Annotated in this window: 19 protein-coding genes; 8 read left to right on the forward strand and 11 right to left on the reverse strand. The window is 58.7% G+C overall.

Annotated features, from left to right (window positions below; all coding sequences use genetic code 11):
* Positions 1-12: 12 nt before the first annotated feature.
* From NX84_RS10495 to NX84_RS10505, 3 genes are read right to left on the reverse strand one after another with little or no spacing between them, the layout of a single operon-like run.
* Entirely contained in the window at positions 13-459 is a 447-nt protein-coding gene (locus NX84_RS10495) for a DUF4233 domain-containing protein (RefSeq protein WP_039676404.1), read from the reverse strand.
* A complete protein-coding gene (gene folC, locus NX84_RS10500) occupies positions 456-1,985 on the reverse strand; it encodes a bifunctional tetrahydrofolate synthase/dihydrofolate synthase (protein WP_039676405.1) in 1,530 nt (509 codons plus the stop codon). The genes NX84_RS10495 and folC overlap by 4 nt, the downstream gene beginning before the upstream one ends.
* Positions 1,985-4,735, reverse strand: coding sequence for a valine--tRNA ligase (locus tag NX84_RS10505; RefSeq protein WP_039676406.1), 2,751 nt, complete (start codon positions 4,733-4,735; stop codon positions 1,985-1,987). The genes folC and NX84_RS10505 overlap by 1 nt, the downstream gene beginning before the upstream one ends.
* Positions 4,736-4,792: 57 nt before the next feature.
* Between NX84_RS10505 and panB the strand changes: the two genes are divergently transcribed.
* Together panB and panC are read left to right on the forward strand one after the other, a co-directional pair.
* On the forward strand, positions 4,793-5,602 hold the full coding sequence (panB, locus tag NX84_RS10510; RefSeq protein ID WP_039676407.1) for a 3-methyl-2-oxobutanoate hydroxymethyltransferase: 810 nt from the start codon (positions 4,793-4,795) through the stop codon (positions 5,600-5,602).
* Between the two features lie 10 nt (positions 5,603-5,612).
* Entirely contained in the window at positions 5,613-6,434 is an 822-nt protein-coding gene (gene panC, locus NX84_RS10515; protein WP_039676408.1) for a pantoate--beta-alanine ligase, read from the forward strand.
* Here panC and NX84_RS10520 read toward each other — a convergent pair.
* The gene (locus NX84_RS10520; protein WP_039676409.1) at positions 6,431-7,393 is read right to left on the reverse strand and encodes a malate dehydrogenase; all 963 of its coding nucleotides are present in this window, start codon (positions 7,391-7,393) and stop codon (positions 6,431-6,433) included. The two genes, panC and NX84_RS10520, sit on opposite strands and share 4 nt — an antisense overlap.
* 191 nt (positions 7,394-7,584) lie before the next feature.
* Between NX84_RS10520 and NX84_RS10525 the strand changes: the two genes are divergently transcribed.
* Complete coding sequence (locus NX84_RS10525) at positions 7,585-8,328, forward strand: TetR/AcrR family transcriptional regulator (protein ID WP_039676410.1); 744 nt, start codon at positions 7,585-7,587, stop codon at positions 8,326-8,328.
* A 482-nt stretch (positions 8,329-8,810) separates the two neighbouring features.
* Here NX84_RS10525 and NX84_RS10530 read toward each other — a convergent pair whose 3' ends face one another.
* From NX84_RS10530 to NX84_RS10540, 3 genes are read right to left on the reverse strand one after another with little or no spacing between them, the layout of a single operon-like run.
* On the reverse strand, positions 8,811-10,442 hold the full coding sequence (locus tag NX84_RS10530) for a phospho-sugar mutase (RefSeq protein WP_039676411.1): 1,632 nt from the start codon (positions 10,440-10,442) through the stop codon (positions 8,811-8,813).
* 1 nt (position 10,443) lies between these two features.
* The gene (deoC, locus tag NX84_RS10535; protein WP_039676412.1) at positions 10,444-11,100 is read right to left on the reverse strand and encodes a deoxyribose-phosphate aldolase; all 657 of its coding nucleotides are present in this window, start codon (positions 11,098-11,100) and stop codon (positions 10,444-10,446) included.
* Positions 11,101-11,129: 29 nt separating this feature from the next.
* Complete coding sequence (locus NX84_RS10540) at positions 11,130-12,416, reverse strand: thymidine phosphorylase (protein ID WP_039676413.1); 1,287 nt, start codon at positions 12,414-12,416, stop codon at positions 11,130-11,132.
* A 204-nt stretch (positions 12,417-12,620) separates the two neighbouring features.
* On the opposite strand from NX84_RS10540, the gene NX84_RS10545 reads away from it, so the two are divergent.
* Positions 12,621-13,055 (forward strand): cytidine deaminase, encoded by a 435-nt coding sequence (locus NX84_RS10545; RefSeq protein ID WP_039676414.1) that lies wholly within the window; start codon positions 12,621-12,623, stop codon positions 13,053-13,055.
* A gap of 18 nt (positions 13,056-13,073) precedes the next feature.
* The gene (locus NX84_RS10550; RefSeq protein WP_039676415.1) at positions 13,074-14,294 is read left to right on the forward strand and encodes a NupC/NupG family nucleoside CNT transporter; all 1,221 of its coding nucleotides are present in this window, start codon (positions 13,074-13,076) and stop codon (positions 14,292-14,294) included.
* A 51-nt stretch (positions 14,295-14,345) separates the two neighbouring features.
* Here the strand turns inward: NX84_RS10550 and NX84_RS10555 are convergent, their stop codons facing one another.
* From NX84_RS10555 to NX84_RS10570, 4 genes are all read right to left on the reverse strand, one after another.
* The gene (locus NX84_RS10555; RefSeq protein WP_039676416.1) at positions 14,346-15,281 is read right to left on the reverse strand and encodes a sugar-binding transcriptional regulator; all 936 of its coding nucleotides are present in this window, start codon (positions 15,279-15,281) and stop codon (positions 14,346-14,348) included.
* Between the two features lie 90 nt (positions 15,282-15,371).
* Positions 15,372-16,667 carry an ATP-dependent Clp protease ATP-binding subunit ClpX gene (gene clpX, locus NX84_RS10560; RefSeq protein ID WP_039676417.1) on the reverse strand — a complete coding sequence of 432 codons (1,296 nt, stop codon included), beginning with the start codon at positions 16,665-16,667 and terminating at the stop codon, positions 15,372-15,374.
* 523 nt (positions 16,668-17,190) lie between these two features.
* Positions 17,191-17,814 (reverse strand): ATP-dependent Clp protease proteolytic subunit, encoded by a 624-nt coding sequence (locus NX84_RS10565; protein ID WP_039676418.1) that lies wholly within the window; start codon positions 17,812-17,814, stop codon positions 17,191-17,193.
* 21 nt (positions 17,815-17,835) lie between these two features.
* Positions 17,836-18,435 (reverse strand): ATP-dependent Clp protease proteolytic subunit, encoded by a 600-nt coding sequence (locus tag NX84_RS10570; protein ID WP_039676419.1) that lies wholly within the window; start codon positions 18,433-18,435, stop codon positions 17,836-17,838.
* A 138-nt stretch (positions 18,436-18,573) separates the two neighbouring features.
* On the opposite strand from NX84_RS10570, the gene NX84_RS13275 reads away from it, so the two are divergent.
* The 3 genes from NX84_RS13275 to nrdE all read left to right on the forward strand — a co-directional run bounded on the left by NX84_RS13275 (position 18,574) and on the right by nrdE (position 22,083).
* On the forward strand, positions 18,574-19,254 hold the full coding sequence (locus tag NX84_RS13275; protein ID WP_039676420.1) for a metal-dependent transcriptional regulator: 681 nt from the start codon (positions 18,574-18,576) through the stop codon (positions 19,252-19,254).
* A 115-nt stretch (positions 19,255-19,369) separates the two neighbouring features.
* Positions 19,370-19,837 (forward strand): class Ib ribonucleoside-diphosphate reductase assembly flavoprotein NrdI, encoded by a 468-nt coding sequence (gene nrdI / locus NX84_RS10580; protein WP_039676421.1) that lies wholly within the window; start codon positions 19,370-19,372, stop codon positions 19,835-19,837.
* A gap of 50 nt (positions 19,838-19,887) precedes the next feature.
* A complete protein-coding gene (nrdE, locus tag NX84_RS10585) occupies positions 19,888-22,083 on the forward strand; it encodes a class 1b ribonucleoside-diphosphate reductase subunit alpha (protein ID WP_039676422.1) in 2,196 nt (731 codons plus the stop codon).
* Positions 22,084-22,089: the final 6 nt, after the last annotated feature.

Below are 22,089 nucleotides of genomic sequence, written 5' to 3' on the forward strand. Positions count from 1 at the left end.
CCCTCGCTCTACTTACTTCTCGTTGAGGTGCTGCGTGGTGAGGTAACCGCGCTCCATACGAGCCACGATAACGGAGCGCATATAGGCCGCCAGCGCCCAGAGCAGGGCAAAGATGATGAAGATGGTCGCTACTGACCAGTGGATCATAAAGCCCAGCACGATGCCGATGATATGAAGAACAATCTGTGCGCCGACAATCCACGGCTTGTTCATGAACGGGAAGGACGCCAGCAACAGCACCATGAAGCCGATGACTACGCCGTAGTTGAACGGGGTCCACAGGGTGCCGTCGTAGAGCTTGTACAACATCGGCAGTGCAAGAACCAGGGTGAGTAGCTCCATCGTGAGGGAGCTGGCCACGACCATGCCGCCAAACTGCTTGAGCGGGTCCTTCGTGGGGGCTTGGCCGAGGCCTAGCGGGCCAATCTCGTCCTCGGGGATGGGTTTGCGGGAACTCATGCGGGCTCCTTTCCAAAAAGTGCGCGGGCATCGCCGGCGGTGACCACAGAACCGGTGATGATAATGCCGGAACCGGACTGGACGTCAGCATCCTCAGCCAGCTCGACGGCCTGGGTATAGGCGCCGGGCAGGTCGGGTTCGACGAAGACGCGCTCCTCGCCGAAGATGTCGCGGGCTATCTCCGCCAGCTCATAGGCATCGCGGGCGCGCGGCGAGGAGTTCTGGGTGATGATGACGTCCGTCAGCACGGTCTCCAAGGCGGTCAGGATGCCGGTGGCGTCCTTGTCGGTGAAGATGGACACCACGCCAATGAGGCGGGCGAAGTCGAAGTCGCGGTCGAGTGCTGCGGCTAGGGCTTTCGCACCGTGCGGGTTGTGGCAGGCATCGAGGAAGGTTGTCGGGCTGGTGCGCACGCGCTCGAGGCGGCCGGGTGAGATCGCCTTGGCAAAGCCAGTGCGCACGGACGCAATGTCGATGGGGTTGCCTGACGACGCCCCGAAGAACGCCTCGACCGCCGCCAGCGCCACGGCCGCGTTCTTGGCCTGGTGCTCGCCGTGCAATGGCAGGAAGATGTCTTCATACAGACCGCCTAGGCCCTGAATGGTGAGCTGCTGGCCACCCACCGCAATACGGGATTCCAACGCGGCGAACTCCGAACCGGCGCGGGCCACGCCGGCGCCGACGTCTACCGTGCGCTGCAGGATGACGCGCATTGCCTCGGGGTCTTGTTCGGCGATGATAGCGATGTTCTCCCCTGGCGTGAGCACGTCGTCGACGTCGTGCTCACGGGTCTTGATAATTCCGGCCTTCTCGCTGGCGATTTCCGTGATGGTGTCACCAAGGTAGTCGGTATGGTCCATGCCTACGGGCATGACCACGGCAACTTCGGCGTTGACCACGTTGGTGGCATCCCACGTGCCGCCGAGGCCAACCTCGACCACGGCGACGTCGATCGGCGCATCAGCGAAGGCCGCATATGAGATGCCCACGAGCACCTCAAAGGTGGACATGGGGATCTCCGAGCGGGAATCCACCATTTCTACGTAGGGCTTGATTTCGCGCCAGATGCGCACGAAGTCGCGCGGGTGGATGGGGTGGCCGTCGATGCCGATGCGCTCGGTGACCAGCTGCAGGTGCGGGCTGGTGACTAGGCCCACGCGGCGATGGAAGGCACGCAGGAGAGAATCGATCATGCGCGCGGTCGAGGACTTACCGTTGGTCCCGGCCACCTGGATGACGTGGAAAGAACGCTCCGGGTGGCCCAGGAGATCCATGAGCATCTCGATGCGCTCGAGGCTGGGTTCGATGATGGTCTCCGGGGCACGCGCATTGAGCTCCGCGGTGACCTGGGCTAGCTCGGCGAGTTCTTCCGGAGTAGCCTGCTCGGGCGCAGCCTCTTCATACTCCTCTTCGCCGCCGAGGTTGAGTGTTAGGCCAGAGTCGGTGATTTCGACTGGCCCGCCATCGGTGCCCTCCGCGAGGGCATCAACGATTTCATACTCCTCGCGGCCTTTCTCCTCCGCCACTACTTGAGTCCCTCCAGACGTGCGGTGATGCGCTCAACCTCTTCCTGGGCCACCTGTTGGCGGGTGCGGATCTTCTCCACCACGGCCTCCGGAGCCTTGGACAGGAAGGCCTCATTACCCAGCTTCTTGCCGGTCTGGTCCAGCTCCTTCTGGGCCTTGGCCAGGTCCTTCTCTAGACGCTTGCGCTCGGCTTCCACGTCGACGGCACCGGAGGTATCCAGGGTGACCTCAACGGTGGCCTGCGACAGGCGGACCTCGATAGAAGCAGAAGCCGTGAAGTCCTCGCCTGGCTCAGTGGTGTTGGCCAGGTTGCGGATAAGCCCCTCCTGCTCCTGCAGGTCGGCCGCTGCGAAGTCGAGGCGACCCGGAACCTTCTGGGAAGGCTTCACGCCCTGGTCGGAGCGGAAGCGGCGCAGCTCGGTGATGAGCTTGTCGGCATCCTCGATACGGCGCGCGGCTACCTCATCCTTCTCCGCGCCGCCGTTGGTGTGCTCCTGGGTAGGCCACTGCGCGGTGACGATGGTCTCCCCGCCGGTAAGTGCCTTCCACAGGACTTCGGTGACGAACGGCATGGTCGGGTGCAGCAGGCGCAGGACCAGGTCGAGCACGCGGCCCAGGACGATTTGGGTATTGCGTCCGGTTGCCTGATCCTCGGCGCTCGCTTCTTCGAAGTCGCGCGGGATCTGGGTCTTGGCAATCTCCAAGTACCAGTCACACAGCTCATCCCACACGTAGTGGTAGAGCAGCTCGTTGGCCTTGGCAAACTGATAGTCATCCAGGTAGGCATCCACCTTGACGCGGACTTCTTCGGCGCGGTCGAGGATCCAGCGGTCGGCGTCGGAAAGCTCCTCGCGTGCCGGAAGCTCCGCCACGCCTGCGCCGTTCATGAGCGCGAACTTGGTAGCGTTGAAGAGCTTGGTGGCAAAGTTGCGGCCAGCGGCAGCGGCGTCGACTGCCAGCGGCAGGTCCACACCCGGGTTCGCGCCGCGGGCCAGGGTGAAGCGCAGGGCATCCGCGCCATAGTCGCGTACCCAATCCATCGGGTCGATGCCGTTGCCCAGAGACTTCGACATCTTGCGGCCCTGCTCATCGCGGACCAAGCCGTGGAGATAGATGTCCTTGAACGGCACCTGCGGGCGGCCGTCCTTGCCCTCACCGAGCAGCTCCGGGGTGTGAGCACCGGCAAAGGTACCGAACATCATCATGCGTGCCACCCAGAAAAAGAGGATGTCATAGGCGGTAACCAGCACGTTCGTGGGGAAGAACTTCTCCAGATCGGCGGTCTTCTCCGGCCAGCCCATGGTGGAGAAGGGCCACAGGGCCGAGGAGAACCAGGTGTCGAGGACGTCCGGATCCTGAACGTAGCCCTCCGGGGCCTCTTCGTCGGGGCCGAGGCAGATGATGTCTCGTTCAATTTCGCCAGACGCATTTGTGCGCTCTGGCCCGTACCAAATCGGGATGCGGTGGCCCCACCACAGCTGGCGGGAGATGCACCAATCGTGCATGTCATCGACCCACTCGAAGTAGCGCGGTTCCAACGCCTTCGGGTGGATGGTGGTATCACCCTCGCGGACGGCGTCACCGGACATCTTCGCCATCTTTTCCACGGCCACGAACCACTGCAGGCTCAGGCGCGGCTCAATCGGCTCGCCGGAGCGCTCCGAGTGGCCCACGGAGTGGACGTAGGGGCGAATCTCCTTGACAATGCGGCCCTGCTCGCGCAGCGCCTCACGGATTTCCACGCGGGCTTCCTCGCGGGTAAGGCCATCGAACTGCGTGCCAGTGTTGGCGATGTGCCCGGTGGTGTCCATGATGGTAGGCATGTCCAGGTTGTGGCGCTGGCCCATGGCGTAGTCGTTCGGGTCGTGCGCCGGGGTGATCTTCACCGCACCGGTACCGAATTCCATGTCCACGTAGTCATCGGCGATGATCTTCAGGCTCAAATCATCGCGGAAGGGGTGCGGCAGCTCTTGGCCCACCAGGTGGGCATAGCGCTCATCGTCCGGGTGGACGGCAATGGCGACGTCACCCAGCATCGTTTCCACACGAGTGGTGGCCACGATGAGGTGCGGTTCATCGTCGTTAAGCGAGCCATAGCGAATGGACACAAGCTCGCCCTCAACGTCCTTGTACACGACCTCAATATCGGAGACGGCGGTCTCCAGCACCGGGGACCAGTTGACCAGTCGGTTGGCCTGATAAATCATGCCCTCGTCGTAGAGGGTTTTGAAGATGGTCTGGACGGCGCGGGAGAGGCCATCATCCAACGTAAAGCGCTCACGCGACCAGTCCACCGAGTCACCGATGGCGCGCATCTGGTTCTGGATGGTGCCGCCGAACTCTTCCTTCCATTCCCAGACCTTGTTGATGAAGTCCTCGCGCTCATAATCCCAGCGCTTCTTACCTTCCTGCTCACGCAGGCGGGCCTCCACCTTGGTCTGGGTAGCGATACCGGCGTGGTCAGCGCCCGGCAGCCACAGGGTGGCATAGCCCTGCATACGCTTGCGGCGAATGATGGAGTCGATCAGAGTGTGGTCCAGGGCGTGGCCCATGTGCAGCTGGCCGGTGACGTTCGGCGGCGGCAGGACAATCGAGTAGGGCTCCGCCTCGGAGGAGGCGTCCGGGGTGAAATAACCGGCGCTTACCCAGCCTTCGTAGAGGTCCTTCTCTACTGCCTGCGGCTCCCAGGACTTGGGAAGCTGGTCCGCGCGGTTGGTGCCAACGAGTTGCTCTTTATTCTGATCAGTCACCTGGTCAACTCTACCCTGTGCGTCAACTGGCACCTGACCCCTGGCTAGAGTAAAGACATGTCGCACATTTCACGTCTTCGAACCCGCCATTTTGCCCGCGCCAAGCAGGAATCTTCGGCTTTTGCCTGCATGACCAGTTATGACTGCATGACCGCCGAAATCTTCGATGAAGCAGGCATAGACCTCCTCCTCGTGGGCGATTCCCTGGCCAATGTGGTGCTGGGCCGCGAGACCACGTTGTCTCTCACCCTCGATGAGATCATTCCGTTGGCCCGCGCGGTGGTCACGGCCACCTCCCGCGCCTTCGTGGTGGTTGACCTGCCTTTCGGCACTTATGAGGCCGGCCCTGCCCAGGCGCTGGAGTCTGCCGTACGCGTCATGAAGGAGACCGGCGCGCAGGCCGTGAAGTTGGAGGGCGGCGCCGAGCGTGCCCCGATTGTTGCCGCGCTTGTCGACGCCGGAATTCCCGTCTGCGCCCACATCGGTTTCACGCCCCAGCAGGTCCATGCCTTGGGCGGCTTCGTGGTCCAGGGCCGCGGCGCCGGTGCAGAGAAGCTGCACGAGGATGCCCGCGCGCTTGTCGACGCCGGCGCCTTCGCCGTGGTCCTCGAAATGGTCCCCGCTGCTCTTGCCGAGCAGGTAACCGCGGAACTGCCCATCCCCACCATTGGTATTGGTGCCGGCGCGCAGACCGACGGACAGATACTGGTGTGGACCGATGCCTTTGGTTTAGGTGGGCAAAAGGTGCCGCGCTTTGTACGGCGCTACGCGGATCTGCGCGGCGCGCTGCTCAGCGGTGCGAAGGAGTACGTGGCCGATGTGAGCGAGCGCTCCTTCCCCAACGCCGAGGAATCCTTCGAGGACTAGGGTTTTAGCCATGAAGATTCTTCGTACCAAAGCTGAGCTGCGGGATTTCCGCGCATCTCTTACCGGATCTGTCGGTTTCGTGCCTACGATGGGCGCGCTTCACGACGGCCACGGTTCCCTCGTGCGCCGCGCCCGCGAGGAGAACGACCACGTCATTTGTTCGGTCTTTGTGAACCCGCTGCAGTTCACTGATTTAGGCGACTGCGAGGATTACCGCGCCTATCCGCGCGACCTTGACGCCGATGCCGGGCTGCTGGATTCGCTCGGAGTCGATGCCGTCTTCGCTCCCAGTGTGGAAGAGATGTACCCCGGCGGCACTCCCCGGGTGTGGGTCCGCACGGGCGAGATGGGCTCGGTTCTCGAAGGTGCTTCGCGCCCCGGCCACTTCGATGGTGTGGCCACGGTAGTCACTAAACTCTTGAACCTAGTGCGCCCCGACCACGCATATTTCGGCCAGAAAGACGCCCAGCAGGTGGCCATCCTGCGCCGCATGGTGAGTGACCTCGACCTGCCAGTGGACATCATCAGCGCGCCTATCGTCCGCGCAGCGGACGGCGTGGCCGAGTCCAGCCGCAACGCTCGCTTGAGCCCTGCCGAGCGCGAGCAGGCCGTGGCCCTGTCCCAGGCGCTTTTCGCGCTGCGTGATGGTGCGTCCCTCGAGCAGGCAGGCGCTCAGCTCGCTTCCTCCCCCGGGGTCACGGTGGACTACCTCACCGTGGTGGACCCTGCCACGCTCGAACCCGTTGACGCACAACACCGGCCCGCCCTAGCACTGGTGGCAGCGCAGGTGGGGCCGGTGCGACTCATCGATAACTTGGTGCTGGAGGATTAGCCCTTCAGCAGATGGGCAACAGCCTCGCGCTCCTCACGCAGCTCCTGCACAGAAGCCTCGATGCGCTCCTTCTGGAAATCGTTGAGCTCGAGGCCCTGAACGATTTCCCACTTGCCATCGCGGGCCACAGTGGGGAAGCCCGCTACGAGGCCCTCGTCCACGCCATAGGAGCCATCCGAGACGACGGCCGCGGTGCGCCAATCCTCGGTGCCGTGAATCCAATCGTGCATGTGGTCCACCGCGGCAGACGCTGCCGATGCTGCCGAGGACTTACCACGCACAGCGATGATTTCAGCGCCGCGCTTGGCCACCTTCGGAATCATCTCCTCCTTGTACCAATCCTCATCCACCTCAGCGTTGGAGAAAGTCAGGTCTGGGAACTGCGACGCGGAGTGGTTACCCCACACGGCCACCTTGGTCAGCTCCGCGGTGGGCATACCGGTCTTGAGCGACACCTGGCTCTGTGTGCGGTTGTGGTCCAAGCGCATAAGCGCGGTGAACTGGCTCGGATCCAAATCCGGGGCGCTCTGGGAGGCAATGTAGGCGTTGGTGTTGGCCGGGTTGCCCACGACGAGAACACGGACGTCGCGCGCGGCGACGTCGTTAAGCGCCTTGCCCTGCTCGGTAAAGATGGCACCGTTGGCCTCGAGCAGATCGGCACGCTCCATGCCTTTCGTGCGCGGACGGGAACCCACAAGGAACGCGGCCTTGGTGTCCTTGAAGGCCACGTTCGGGTCATCGGTGACGGTGATGCCGCGCACCAGCGGGAAGGCGGAGTCATTGAGCTCCATGGCCACGCCTTCAGCGGCGCTGACGGCCTGCGGAATCTCCAGCAGGGCCAGCTCCACTGGGGTGTCCTTGCCATAGACATCACCGGCAGCGATGCGCCACAGCAGCGAGTAGGCGATGTTGCCGGCAGCGCCGGTCACAGTGATTTTGACGGGTTGAGATGCGGTCATGTGTGACATCCTTTCGACTCGATACTCACTGTCCCAGCCTAGTCCCGTTTCTTTCCCCCATGGGGTGCAATTTCACCCCCGAAATACCCAAGATTGGTGTACTTGAACTCCGTCTAGACAGTTTTTCGGCATAGTAGTAAGAAGCGGGCATAACCAGCCACCAATTCAACGCGTACAAGGACGGAACATTCATGAACACTGAGGTCACATCGGTCAACGCCGGCTCTGTTGAGCACGTGATCGATGTTGCGATCGCGGAGTTCTCTGACCATGGCTATGCCGAGACCAAGCTCGACACTCTGTCGAAGCTTTCTGGCATGTCCAAGCGCATGATTCACTACCACTTCGGGGACAAGAAGGGGCTATACCAGCAGGCCCTAGCCACCGCCGCCAAACGCCTGAACCCACCGGAGGGCAGCTTGGCCGTTGACTCGGCCGTACCTGTGGAAGGCGTGCGCACTCTCGTTGACTGGATGTTCCGACAGCACGTGGAGCACCCAGAGGCCATCAAGATGATGACCATGGAATCCTCCCACAGTGTGCTGGAGTCCTCGCGAGCGATTATCGACGTCTCCGAGATCTCCCTCCACCTCGACAGACTCCTCATGCTGGGCCAAGATTCCGGCGCTTTCCGCCCGGGTATTTCAGCCAATGACATTTTCACGCTGATTTCGGCGCTGACGATGTATCGCGTGACGAATCACGCGATGATGAGCAATCTGCTCAACATCGACATGCATACCCACAACAACACTGAAGGTTTACACCGCATGGCCGTCGATGCCGTGCTGGCCTTCCTTACGGCGAATATCCCCGATATCGGTTTCGAGTCCTACCTCTCCCAGAATGAGACCGAACTTGAGGCCGAGTCAGCGCCCCTGGACGTCTACTCCACCGAGGACGAGGGCGGCGCATCCACGAGCCTCTACGGGTAGCTCTCCCCCCCCAGGCGGCGCCATCGCCGCCCCTCGGTTCCCCGCTCTAACCGCACAGTATTCGCCCGGGTCTCTTTTCCGACTCCGCGCGAGCTCCCTTGTCCCCCGGCACCGCGCGAGCTCCCTTGTCCCCCGGGCACCGCGCGAGCAAAGGCACCAAAGTACAGGAACCATCTGCGCGCCGAGCTCAACAAAAGCCCAGCTCACGATCACGCGCCACTTCCAAAAGGTCCCACTCATCTGGTTCCTTTGCCCCTTACACCAGCGTCGCGCCTCATCACCACACGGTGGGCGTATATTGCTCTGCGTCCCAGAACACTCCTTCGTACAAAGCCAACGCTTCGACACGAGTATGGCATCTGCTAGAAGGCGTTTTCACGAGTAAAAATGCCATATGAACAGCACAAAAGGCATCTTCAGGAGTGAAGATGCCTTCTGAATAATGCCACCTGATTTGGAAGGTAGTACGTGGCAAGTGTTGGTTACAGGCCTAACTCACGCTTGAGTTCCACAGCGATGCGGTCCAGGCGTTCTTCGGCGTCTGCCCAATCGACAACGCCTTCGCGCACCACCTCGAGGTAACACTTGAGCTTCGGTTCCGTGCCCGACGGGCGGATAATGACGCGGTCGTTGGCCTCGGTTTCCAGCACCAATCCGGGGGTCGGGTCCAAGCCTTGGTAGCCCTTCGACATATCGCTCGCGCGCAGGACGGGCGAACCGGCCAGCGATTCCGGCGGGGATTGCAAGATCTGCTCCAAGGTGGGAGCAATCTGCGTGATGTCGTCGAAGCGGAAGGTCAATGGCTTCGTCTTGTACGTGCCTAATTCAGAGGCGAGCTCGTCGAGTCTATCTTGCAGGTTCTTGCCTGCCGACTTCAACTCGGCTGCCAAGCACGCGACGGTCACTGCGGCCGAAATACCGTCCTTGTCCGCAACGGCTTCGGGGTCGCAGCAGTACCCGATGGCCTCTTCGTAACCAAAGGTCAGGTTAGGTGTGCGCGCAATCCACTTAAACCCAGTGAGCGTCGTGCGCCACTGGGCGCCGCGTGCCTGTGCAATGCGCCCGAGGAAGCGGCTCGACACCACCGAATTGGCCAACACACCGCCGTCACGAGCCAAGTAGTCACCCAACAGGGCACCGGTTTCATCACCGGTGAGCTGACGCCACCCACTGTCAGTAGGGATGGCAACAGCACAGCGATCTGCATCGGGGTCCAGAGCCAAGATGATGTCACTTCGCGTTTCCTGAGCGGCTGCAAAGGCACAGTCGAGTGCACCTGGTTCCTCGGGGTTGGGAAAAGTAACGGTGGGGAAATTGGGATCCGGCTGTGCTTGCTCCGCCACCAGTTCAACTTCAGTGAACCCCACTGCTTCCAAAGCCTTGAGTGCTAAGTCACCACCCACGCCGTGCATCGGTGTGAGAGTGATGCGAAGATCTCGCGGCCCTTCACTTGCTCGCTCTTGAATGCGCGATAAGTAACGCTCGCGGGTATCAACCTCTTCTACTTTCCCTGGGCCGTTGGCTGCATCACGGGGCACTTGGTCAGCAGGGGGAGCTGCAGCAATCGCGGCGGCGATCTCAGAATCGAACGGCGGCACGATTTGCACGCCTTGACCGTCACCTTCAACTACCCGACCTCCCAAGTACACCTTGTAGCCATTGTCCTGAGGCGGGTTGTGTGAGGCCGTAACCATAACCCCTGCATCAGCTCCTAGTTCCCGAACTGTGAATGCAGTAAGCGGAGTGGGATTTTGCGGTGGAAGAACCAAGGCATGTCCACCCGCAGCGGCAACCACATCAGCAACATCGCGATGGAAAGCGGCAGATCCATGACGAGCGTCGCAACCGACAACAACCTTCGGCACGTCCACCTGCTTGTTCAACACGTCCATTAACCCCGCTGTCGTCCGGATAACGACAGCTCGGTTCATCTGCGACTCACCTGGGCCTAGTGTGCCGCGCAGACCAGCAGTGCCGAAAGACAGCGGGCCTGCAAACAGAGTGCGGAGCGTTTCCTCATCCTGCGCCTCGACAAGGGACTCTACCTCGGCGCGCGTTGCCGGCTCTGGGTCGTGGTCGGCCCACTGCCGGGCGGTCTCCAGTATGGATGTCATTTTAAGCCTCGAATCCTTCGAGCACGGCTGCAGAGGAAGACAGACCCAAGCGCGTTGCGCCAGCATCAATCATGGCCTGAGCAGCCTCAGCATCACGGATTCCACCCGAGGCCTTTACGCCGAGGCGGCCCTCGACGGTGTCTGCCATAAGCTTCACGGCATGGACCGAAGCACCACCAGCCGGGTGGAAGCCAGTCGAGGTCTTGACAAAATCGGCGCCTGCGCGCTCGGCGGCTTGGCACGTGGCGACGATTTCTTCATCGTCAAGCGCAGCAGATTCAATGATGACCTTCACGATGACTGGAGCCGGTGCTGCATCGCGCACGGCCTTGATGTCAGCCTCCACTGCGGCGTAGTCATGGGACTTAACCTGGGAAAGATTGACTACCATGTCAATCTCTTCGGCTCCGTCCTTCACTGCACGTGCAGTCTCAGCCGCCTTGACCTCGGACTTTACAGCACCAGAAGGAAAGCCAACGACGGTGGCTACGTGTACACCCGCAGGCACCTCAACAGGCAGTTGGTTCGGCGATACGCAAATGGAATAGGTGCCCAGCTCCCCTGCTTCCTTGGCCAAAGCGGCCACCTGGTCCGGGGTCGCTTCCGGTTTAAGCAGGGTGTGATCAATCATCTGAGCAACGTCAGTACGGGAAATCATAATGTCTCCTTAATTGAGGTGAATATGTGTTAGCTGATTCGGTCAAGAATGATCTTGCGCTCTTCAGATAGCGTCTCATCGGTAATTTGGAAACCGCTGTTGAGAACCTCCAAGGAGCGCTCGAAGCGGTCTGGGGTTTCCGTGTGGAGAGTAAACAGTTTCTGTCCCTTGGTCACCTTCTCGCCCTTCGTGGCATGCAGTTCAATACCAGCGGTGGCCTGTACCGGATCTTCCTTTCGAGCACGACCGGCACCCAAGCGCCACGAGCTCACGCCGACAGCGAGAGCATCTAGTTCGGTCAGGTAGCCATCGGATTCTGCGATGACATCGTGGGTGTGGCTCGCTACCGGCAGAGCGGCGTCTGGGTCACCGCCCTGTGCCTTGATCATTTGCTTCCACTTGTCCATAGCACGGCCGTCCTTGAGGGCTGCCTCAATGTCGGCGTCGTGAACGCCGGCCGCCTCGAGCATCTCGCGGGCCAGCGCAACGGTGAGTTCGACAACGTCCGCCGGACCGCCGCCGGCGAGCACCTCCACAGATTCCTCAACTTCAAGTGCGTTACCTACCTTGCGCCCCAGAGGGGTCGACATATCAGTCAACAAAGCAGTCGTCTTCGTGCCAGCATCCTTGCCCAAATCAACCATGGTTTGCGCCAACTCGCGAGCCTGCTCTTGGTTCTTCATGAATGCACCGGAGCCGACCTTAACGTCGAGAACCAAGGAAGACGTGCCTTCCGCGATTTTCTTGGACATGATAGAGGAGGCAATCAGCGGGATTGCCTCCACTGTGGAGGTGATGTCACGCAATGCGTAAATCTTTTTATCCGCAGGAGCCAAGCCAGCACCGGCAGCACAGATGATGCAGCCTGGATCCTCCAGGATTTCCATCATGCGCTCATTACTCACATCGGCTTGCCAACCCGGAATTGCCTCGAGTTTATCCAGCGTTCCTCCAGTGTGTCCGAGGCCGCGACCAGATAGCTGCGGTACTGCGACACCAAAGGCCGCAACAAGCGGCGCGAGGGGCAAGGTGATTTTGTCACCGACGCCACCGGTGGAGTGTTTATCGGCGGTCTTCTTCGACAAGGATTCAAAGCTCATCGTTTCGCCAGAAGCAATCATTGCCTGGGTCCAACGCGAAATCTCTTCACGGTTCATGCCATTGAGGAAAATGGCCATATTGAGTGCGGCCATCTGCTCATCGCCCACCACTCCGCGCGTGTAGGCATCAATAACCCAATCAATCTCGGCGGGGCTCAGCACCCCTTTGTCACGCTTGGTACGAATAACGTCGACTGCATCAAATTTTTCGGCCATGACAACTCCTTCACTCTTGGCCTACCTACTCCGGGATGCGGAATGCAGCCCGCTGTGCTTTACCTCACTGAAAATTCGGGCTTGTGCATCGCAACACAGCCCATTATTATCGCTAATAGAACAGATGTCAATGAGGAGTTTTATTTTTGTTCCTGAAGCGCTGGAACACACCTCCTCCCGCACCGCAAGAAAGGACCCATCGCTATGGATGCGACAACAATTCCAACGGATGTTGAGCTTTTGGAGAAGGCGAGGGAAGCCGCACATCATGCATGGGCGCCGTACTCCTCGTTCCCGGTCGGCGCCGCCATGCTTCTCGACGATGGCCGGGTCATCACCGGCTCCAACGTCGAAAATGCATCCAGTCCCTTGGGCATCTGCGCCGAGCGCAACGCCGCTGCTCACATGATCACCTCGGGTGAGGCCACCGCTGATGACGGCCACCTACCCAGCCTGCCCACGATTCGCGCTGTTGCCATCGTTGGCCTCAAGGCTGAACCGTGCTATCCGTGTGGCGCGTGCCGCCAGGTACTGCGCGAGTTCAACTGCGAACGAGTCATTGTGTCCGTCGACGGTGCACCCCGCAGCTTCGACTTCAGCGAAATCCTCCCCTATTCCTTTGGCCCCGAGGCCCTTTAAGAGAATGGTTTGATAAACATGGAACGCCTACAAGGTCTTTTAGGAATCCTCGCGATCCTCGCGGTCATTTATGTTCTTTCAAGTTCGCGCAAAGACATTAAGTGGCGCACAATCGGTGTGGGCCTCGCCCTTCAGATTGCCTTCTGCTACCTAGTGCTGGCGTGGGAGCCCGGGTTCAAAGCTCTCGCAGCAGTCTCCCACGGCCTAACCAAGCTCACTGATTTCACGAACGAAGGCACGTCCTTCGTATTCGGTGGCTTACTCGGGGAAAACTTCATTTTCGCCCTCAATGTTCTTCCGGTGGTCATCTTTTTGGGCGCAATTATTGCTGCGCTCTACTATCTTCGAGTCATCCAGTACTTTGTCGAGTACGTCGGTTCGGGCATTAAATGGCTTATGGGCACATCCAAGGTGGAATCTGTATGGGCCACGACAGTTATTTTTCTCGGCCAATCTGAGGCCCCACTCGTCATCAAGCCCTACCTACCCAAGCTCACTCGCTCGGAGCTTTATACCTGCATGGTCGGTGGCTTCGCCTCGGTCGCTGGCTCCACGCTCATTGGGTATTCCCTATTGGGCGCACCGTTGGAGTATCTGCTAGCCGCGTCTTTGATGAACGCCCCAGGTTCGCTTCTGATCGCCAAGGGCCTTATGCCAGAGACCGAGGAATCTAGCTTGGATGCCACAGTCAAGGACGTGCGCGACAATGATTCCAAGAACATCATCGATGCCATCAGTAACGGCGCCATGGCCGGCGGCAAGATCGCTATTTCAGTGGCCTGCCTCCTCATTGCCTTTATCGCTATGATCGCGATGCTCTCCGCCATCCTCGGCGGTGTAGGCTCTATCTTCGGCCAAGACAACTGGTCTCTTGAGGGCCTCTTTGGTCTCCTCTTCGCTCCGGTGGCATGGCTCATCGGTGTTCCGTGGGATGACGTTATGCAGGTTGGCAACTTCATTGGCCAAAAGACAATCCTCAATGAGTTCGTTGGCTACACCGCCTTTGGTGAAAACATCGACCAGCTCAGCGACAAAGCCATCATGCTCTCTTCCTTTGCCCTGGCGGGCTTTGCCAACATCTCCTCCATCGGTATTCAAATTGGAGCGATCGGCGGCCTCGTACCGGAGCGCCGCGGCGAGATTGCGAAGCTCGGGCCTAAAGCCCTGTTCGGTGGTTTCTTAACCAATATGCTCAACGCCGCCATTGTGGGCGTCATCGTCGCCCCCATGGTTCTTTAACCCGCACCAAGGAGAGCCTCTCAGCACGAGGGGCTCTTTTGTTTGTTTCTCCTAAAGCTGAAGCAATCGGTTCGCTGTTTCTTTGTCGATGACGACATGCGTCGCCAGCTTCATGCGCAGCGCGGTATCGATGGCTGCCATCTTTTGAAGCCCACCGGCCACCATGAAGCGTTGCGGAATCGCCTTTAGCTCTGAAAGTGAAACGCCGATAGTGCGCGCATCTATAGCTGGCGAGGCCACCTCCCCATCGGCCGTGTAAAAACGCGAGCATGCATCACCAACGGCCTGACGTTCAAGCACATGGATCTCCTCTTCACTGAGGTATCCAAGGTTCATCAACAGGCTATCGCGTGAGACAGCTCCCACAGTGAAAACAGCAAGATCAGCGTGGCGCCCTGCATTCAAAATGGAAGAAATGTGTCTATCTTTTTCGACGATTTCTTTTGCTTCCGCAGAGTCGAAAATAACCGGCAGAGGCAGGCTTAGAGTCTCGGCTCCAAACGCCGCACTAATGCGCTTGAGCGTGTCCATGTCATTCGTCACGCGGATAGAGTGCGAATGTCCGCCTTTGAGCTGTACAATCTCGACTCCAGCCACGCTTTTTGGCTGCATATGCCGCGCCACTGAGTGCATGGTATTCCCCCAGGAAATTCCCACACTCATACCATCATGGACAAGTTCATGGAGCATCTTGGCCCCGACGCGCCCCAAGCCCTCTGTAAGCGTGTCTTCATCACCACGAGGGCTAAAGACGAGACGAACATCCTCAAGCCCATAACGCTCCATTAGGCGTTGGCCTAGCTCATCGCCGTCCTCGCGGGGATCATGGATCTCAACCGTGACGTATCCGCGGGCTTTGGCATGTTGCAAGAGCTTGGCAACAGTTGGCCGGGAAAGCCCCATCTCAGCGGCCACCTCGCTTTGGCTCAGCCCTCCGCGATAATAGAGCTTAGCCACCTGCAGTGATTGTTCATCACGTAGCTCCATGATCGATTCCTCTCATCCACTCTGGTTTGGACCGCGAAAATGGCCGAGCGACGCTTTCCAGCACCACCCGGCCATGAATCTACATCAGGTTTAAGCGGATTCCTTCGCTTCGTCCGAATAGACGAACTCCGGCTCGCCTTCGCCCTTCACGCAGGCTTCGGTGATGTGGACGCTGGCAATGTCCTCACGGTCCGGCAGGTCATACATCACCGGCACGAGCAGCTCCTCCATGATGGCGCGCAGGCCACGAGCACCGGTCTTGCGCTCCAGTGCTAGCTCGGCGATAGCATCGAGCGCTTCATCCTCGAAGTGCAGCTCCGCGCCGTCCATGCTGAACAGGCGCTGGTACTGCTTGACCAAGGAATTCCTCGGCTCCACGAGGACCTTGACTAGAGACTCACGGTCCAAGTTATCCACCGTCGCCACAACTGGAAGACGGCCAATGAACTCCGGAATAAGACCGAACTTCACCAGATCCTCGGGGCGCACCTGGGAGAAGAAGTCCACGGACTCTTTTTCATCCTTGGTTTCCAGCTTGGCGCCGAAACCAACGCCCTTCTTGCCCACGCGTTCCGAAATCACCTTGTCCAAACCAGCAAAGGCGCCAGCAACAATGAACAGGATGTTAGAGGTATCCAGCTGGATGAACTCTTGGTTCGGATGCTTGCGCCCGCCCTGCGGTGGGATGGCGGCCACGGTGCCTTCAAGAATCTTGAGCAGCGCCTGCTGCACGCCCTCACCGGAGACATCACGAGTGATTGACGGGTTCTCCGACTTACGGGAAATCTTGTCTACCTCATCAACGTAGATGATGCCGTGCTGCGCGCGTTCAACATCGAAATCTGCTGCCTGGAGAAGCTTAAGCAAGATATTCTCCACATCCTCGCCCACGTAGCCGGCCTCGGTAAGGCACGTAGCATCGGCGATGGCGAAGGGGACGTCGAGAAGCCGGGCTAGGGTCTGCGCCAAGTAGGTCTTACCGGAGCCAGTGGGGCCCAACATGAGGATATTGGACTTGGCAATCTCCACGTCCTCTTCCTGTGCCTTCTTGCGGCGGCTCTCCAAGCCCGCGGCTTCTTCTGCCTTGATGCGCTTGTAGTGGTTGTACACCGCCACCGACAGCACGCGCTTGGCTTGGTCTTGGCCGATGACGTACTTATCCAGGAAGGCCGAAATCTCCGAAGGACGCGGCAGACGCATCTCCTTCTCTTCATCCGCCTCGGCTTGAGCTGCGCCGAGCTCCTCCTCAATAATCTCGTTGCAGAGCTCGATGCATTCGTCACAGATGTAGACGCCGCCGCCGGCGATAAGCTTCTTTACCTGCTTTTGGCTCTTTCCGCAGAAGGAGCACTTGAGCAGGTCAGCGCTTTCTTGCATACGTGCCATGAACGCCTTTCAACTCTTTTCTCTGAGGGTGTTAGTGGGGCGATTCTACCGCAGCCCCCGCGGTCTTCGTTCCACTCTAGTAAACCACTCGGACATGAGCGTCATTCCCAACTGAGTGGCGCGCCATTGAATTTAAAACAGCATTTAACGAATATAGACAGAGCTGCTTACTCGTTTACTTCTGCTGTCCGCCGCTTCACCGACATCGACGTCAGCAATACCCTCCACACCACCGGTGCTAGCCGCCTAGGCTGAAGCTCAGACGCATCCGCCCCAACCGTTCAGGAGCAACGCCAGGTTCGACCTTCAAGACCAGGCCGCGATTGCTACCGGCGGCGCAGACGCCGTGCTTGTCGACGTCACCTCGCGCGACTCCGTGCGAAACCTCTCCTGGGACGTCGACAAGCGCTATGGCCACATCGTCATCCTGCCAGTTTATGAGGGCTAAGCCGCTCTTCGACGAAAGCAAGCCCCGCCCCGGAACAAATCCGGAGGCGGGGCATCGCGCCTACACGCAACTTACCTAGGCGTTGAGCTTGCGGTAATCAAAGACGGTATCGATGAGACCGTACTCCACTGCTTCCTGGGCGGTGAGAATCTTGTCACGGTCAGTATCGATGCGAATCTGCTCAGCGGTGCGGCCGGTGTGCTCAGCCAGGGTCTCCTCCATGAGGCGGCGCATACGCTCAATCTCGTTGGCCTCAATCTCAAGATCAGAGACTTGGCCCTGGGTGCCCTGCGTGCGCGGCTGGTGGATAAGCACGCGAGAGTTCGGAAGTGCTGCGCGCTTACCCGGGGCACCGGCAGCCAGCAGGACGGCTGCGGCGGAGGCGGCCTGGCCCAGGCACACGGTCTGCACGTCCGGGCGCACGTAGCGCATGGTGTCATAGATGGCCATCAGCGCGGTGAAGGATCCACCCGGGGAGTTGATATACATCGTGATATCGCGGTCTGGGTCCTGAGACTCCAGCACCAGCAGCTGCGCCATGATGTCGTTAGCGGAGGTGTCATCGACCTGGGTGCCCAGGAAGATGATGCGCTCCTCAAACAGCTTGGAGTACGGGTTGGTGGTCTTGGATCCCTGCGCGTTCTGCTCAATAAACTCTGGCAGAACGTAGCGGGAAGAAGGCATCTGAAGGTTAGACATTGTATTAAGGCTCCTTGTTCCCTAGTTGCTGATAGGACCGTTGACGGACTCGATGACGTGGTCGACGATTCCGTACTCCTTGGCCTGCTGGGCGGTGAACCAGCGGTCACGGTCAGAGTCCTTGGTGATCTGCTCAAAGGTCTGGCCGGTGTGCTCAGCGATGAGCTCAGCCATCTCACGCTTGGTCTGCGCGAACTGCTCAGCCTGGATGGCGATGTCAGCTGCGGTACCACCGACACCAGCGGAAGGCTGGTGCATCATGATGCGCGCGTGCGGCAGAGCGTAGCGCTTGCCCTTGGTGCCGCCGGAGAGAAGGAACTGACCCATGGAGGCAGCCAGGCCCATGCCGTACGTGGCAATATCGCACGGCGAGTACTTCATCGTGTCGTAAATGGCCATGCCCGCAGTGACAGAGCCACCCGGGGAGTTGATGTAAAGCGAAATGTCGCGAGTGGGGTCCTCGGCAGACAGCAGGAGGATCTGGGCGCAAAGCTTGTTCGCAATCTCATCATCGACCTGGGTTCCCAGGAAGATAATGCGCTCGCGCAACAGGCGCTCGTACACGCTATCGCTCAGATTCATACCCGTAGACGACGAGTTCATTGAAATCTTCTCAGACATTAGTGGTTCTCCTTCAAGTGAAGAATGCTTTAACTGGCCCCACCTTACCGGCATTCCTCTCAAACTTGGCCTCTGTTCGCTATGAGCGTTGGGGCACAGCGCCAAAGGCGCACACGGAAGCTGGGTTAACATTTACTCATGTCTGTTTCCGAGCTGTCCACCAGTACCCAGAACTATTTGAAAGCTATCTGGGGGCTAAAGGAATGGTCGTCCGAGCCCGTTACCGCCACACTTATAGCGAAACAGCTGGGACTCAAGCTCTCCTCGGTCTCTGATGCAGTGCGCAAAATGGCGAAGCAAGGGCTCGTGTCACACACGCCCTATGGCTCTGTGGAGTTAACCGAACTTGGCAGGCAGTACGCATTGGTCATGGTGCGCCGTCACCGATTGCTTGAGTCTTTTTTGGTTCAAGCATTGGGCTACACCTGGGACGAAGTCCATGATGAAGCCGAAAATCTCGAACACGCGGTGTCTGACATGCTCATAGAACGTGTGGATAAGTTCCTTGATTACCCCACTAGGGATCCACACGGCGATCCTATCCCTACGGTTGACGGACAGATCACAATCCCCAGTGCGCATCGCCTCACCGACAGCGGTGCACAATCGCAGGTGACCGTGGAACGCATTTCTGATTCCGACCCACAACTGCTGAAGTTCCTTGAAGAGCGCGGCATTGTCACTGGGGCTATTCTTAGCACGCGCGAGGGAGCGCCCTTTTCAGATTCTCTCGAAATACAGGTGGCCGGCAGCACTCAGTGGGTAGTACTTGGACGCCCAGCTACCGACGCAGTGTTTGTAGCACACCACAACCTTTAGATCTTCCCCTTTGCATTAATCCTGCTCTCACCTGCCCTTTTCAAAACTACGTTAGGCCGTAGTTGCAACTACGGCATTGCGTAGTTAGTCTTTTCGAATATCACCTATCCCACTTATGGCTAAGGCCAGGATGAGCAGGATTGCCATGTCAGACTCACCAGATTTGGTGTACTTTTCCAGCGTTTCAGAAAACACGAAAAGATTCGTCGAACGCTTAGATAGACCCGCGGTGCGCATTCCACTGCGCCCCAAGAAAACCGGGATGATCCAGGTATCACACCCGTACGTACTCATCGTTCCCACCTACGGCGGCGGCTCGCTCAAACGCGCAGTCCCCAAACAGGTCATCGACTTCCTCAATGACCCAATCAACCGCTCCTTTATCCGGGGCGTTATTACCTCAGGGAATACCAACTTCGGAAGTGCTTACTGCGTCGCCGGACGCATCATTTCCGCCAAGTGCCACGTACCGGAGCTGTATCACTTCGAGCTTCTCGGCACCCAGAGAGACATTGCCGCCGTAAAGCAAGGCCTTCAAAAGTTTTGGGAGCAGCAAAAGCAGCTAACGATGACACCCCATTAATCCCCCACAAGATGAAGAACACATCCGCATCACACAGATTGGAAAACACAATGTGGCCTCTCGATGCCACCCCCACACAGACTAATGGCGCTACGCCCCGCACCGCTTCAGCAGACAATGCCGGCGGTGTCGGCAAGCGCAAGAGCTACCACGCACTCAACGCGCAGCTGAACTTGTTCGACGCTTCTGGAAAAATCCAGTTTGACAAGGACATTCAGGCAGCACAAGACTATGTCACGCACCATGTCGCTCCCCGCATGCATCAGTTCGATTCCACCAAGCAACGCTTGGAATGGTTGGTTGATAATGAGTACTACGAGCGGGATTTCCTTGAGCTTTATGATGACGCCTTTCTGTGCGCCATGTATGACAGAGCTCATCGAGCTAAGCACCAGTTCCGCACCTTCCTCGGCGCATTTAAGTTCTTCACTTCATATGCACTGAAAACCTTTGATGGCTCCCGATTCCTAGAAGGCTACGAAGAACGCGTCGCCACCACAGCTTTATACCTTGCACAGGGCGACGAAGAGCTCGCAGAAAAGCTGGTGGATGACATCATGACCGGACGCTTCCAGCCCGCCACCCCTACTTTTCTCAACGCAGGCAAAGCCCAGCGCGGCGAAATGGTCTCCTGCTTCCTCCTGCGAATCGAAGACAATTTGGAGAGCATTGGCCGCTGCGTGAACTCTGCACTGCAACTATCAAAGCGCGGTGGTGGAGTGGCCCTGTTGCTGAGCAATCTGCGCGAATCCGGAGCCCCGATCAAAAAGATTGAGAACCAGGCTTCCGGCGTAGTCCCAGTCATGAAGATTCTCGAAGATAGCTTCAGCTATGCCAACCAATTGGGCGCCCGGCAGGGCGCTGGAGCCGTCTACCTGCATGCGCACCATCCAGATATTCTTCGCTTCCTGGATACTAAGCGGGAAAATGCCGATGAGAAAGTCCGCATCAAGACTCTTTCGCTGGGGGTTGTTATTCCAGATATAACCTTCCGGCTGGCCAAAGAGAACAAGGATATGCATCTTTTTAGCCCGTATGACATCGCTCGCGAGTACGGCGTAGCCATGTCTGACATGTCCATCACCGAGTACTACGACGAGCTGGTTGCCAATCCGCGAATCTCTCACACGACCATTAAGGCCCGCGAGTTTTTCACCACGCTGGCTGAGCTTCAGTTTGAATCCGGATACCCCTACATCCTCTTTGAAGATACGGTCAACCGCGCTAATCCCCTCAAAGGACATATCAATATGTCCAACCTGTGTAGCGAAATCCTCCAGGTCAACACGCCATCGACCTACGGAGCTTCAGGGGACTACACCACCGTTGGCCAGGATATTTCCTGCAATCTAGGTTCGCTCAACATTGCGAAGGCTTTTGAATCGCCGGACTTCGGGGAGACCGTCGAAACCGCAGTGCGTGCCCTCACGAAGGTTTCAGACCTGACGAACATCGAAGCTGTTCCTTCCATCGCTCACGGAAATGCTTCCATGCATGCCATTGGTCTGGGCCAAATGAATCTCCACGGCTTCCTTGCTTCACAGCGTATTCCTTATGGCTGCGCCGAGGCACTGGACTTTACAAATATTTATTTCCTCACGGTGACCTACCATGCGCTCCGCGCATCCCATGCACTCGCGGTTGAAAAAGGTCAACGATTCACAGGCTTCGAAGAATCCACCTATGCCACTGGCGCCTACTTTGACAAATACATCGACCAAGACTGGGCGCCAGCCACTGAACACGTAAAACAGCTCTTCCACGAAGCAGGCGTGCAGATCCCCCAACGCGAGGATTGGCTACGGCTCAAGAATCAAGTGATGCAAGACGGCATCTACAACGCCTACTTGCAGGCAGTTCCACCCACTGGATCAATTTCCTACATCAATGACTCCACCGCGTCCATCCACCCAATTGCCTCCAAAATTGAAATACGCAAGGAAGGCCGCTTGGGGCGCGTGTACTACCCCGCGCCGGAAATGACCAACGACAACTTGGAGTATTTCGATGACTCCTACGCCGTGGGATACGAAAAAATCATCGACACCTACGCCATGGCCACCCAACACGTGGACCAAGGGCTTTCCCTGACCTTGTTCTTTACCGCTGATACCACCACGCGGGACATCAACAAGGCACAAATCTATGCCTGGAAAGCCGGAATCAAGACCCTCTACTACATCCGTTTACGCCAATCCGCGCTCCAAGGAACCGAGGTCGAAGGCTGCGTCTCCTGTGCTTTGTAGGAGCAC

The organism is Corynebacterium minutissimum (genome assembly GCF_000805675.1).
GTDB classification, from domain to species: Bacteria; Actinomycetota; Actinomycetes; order Mycobacteriales; family Mycobacteriaceae; genus Corynebacterium; species Corynebacterium minutissimum.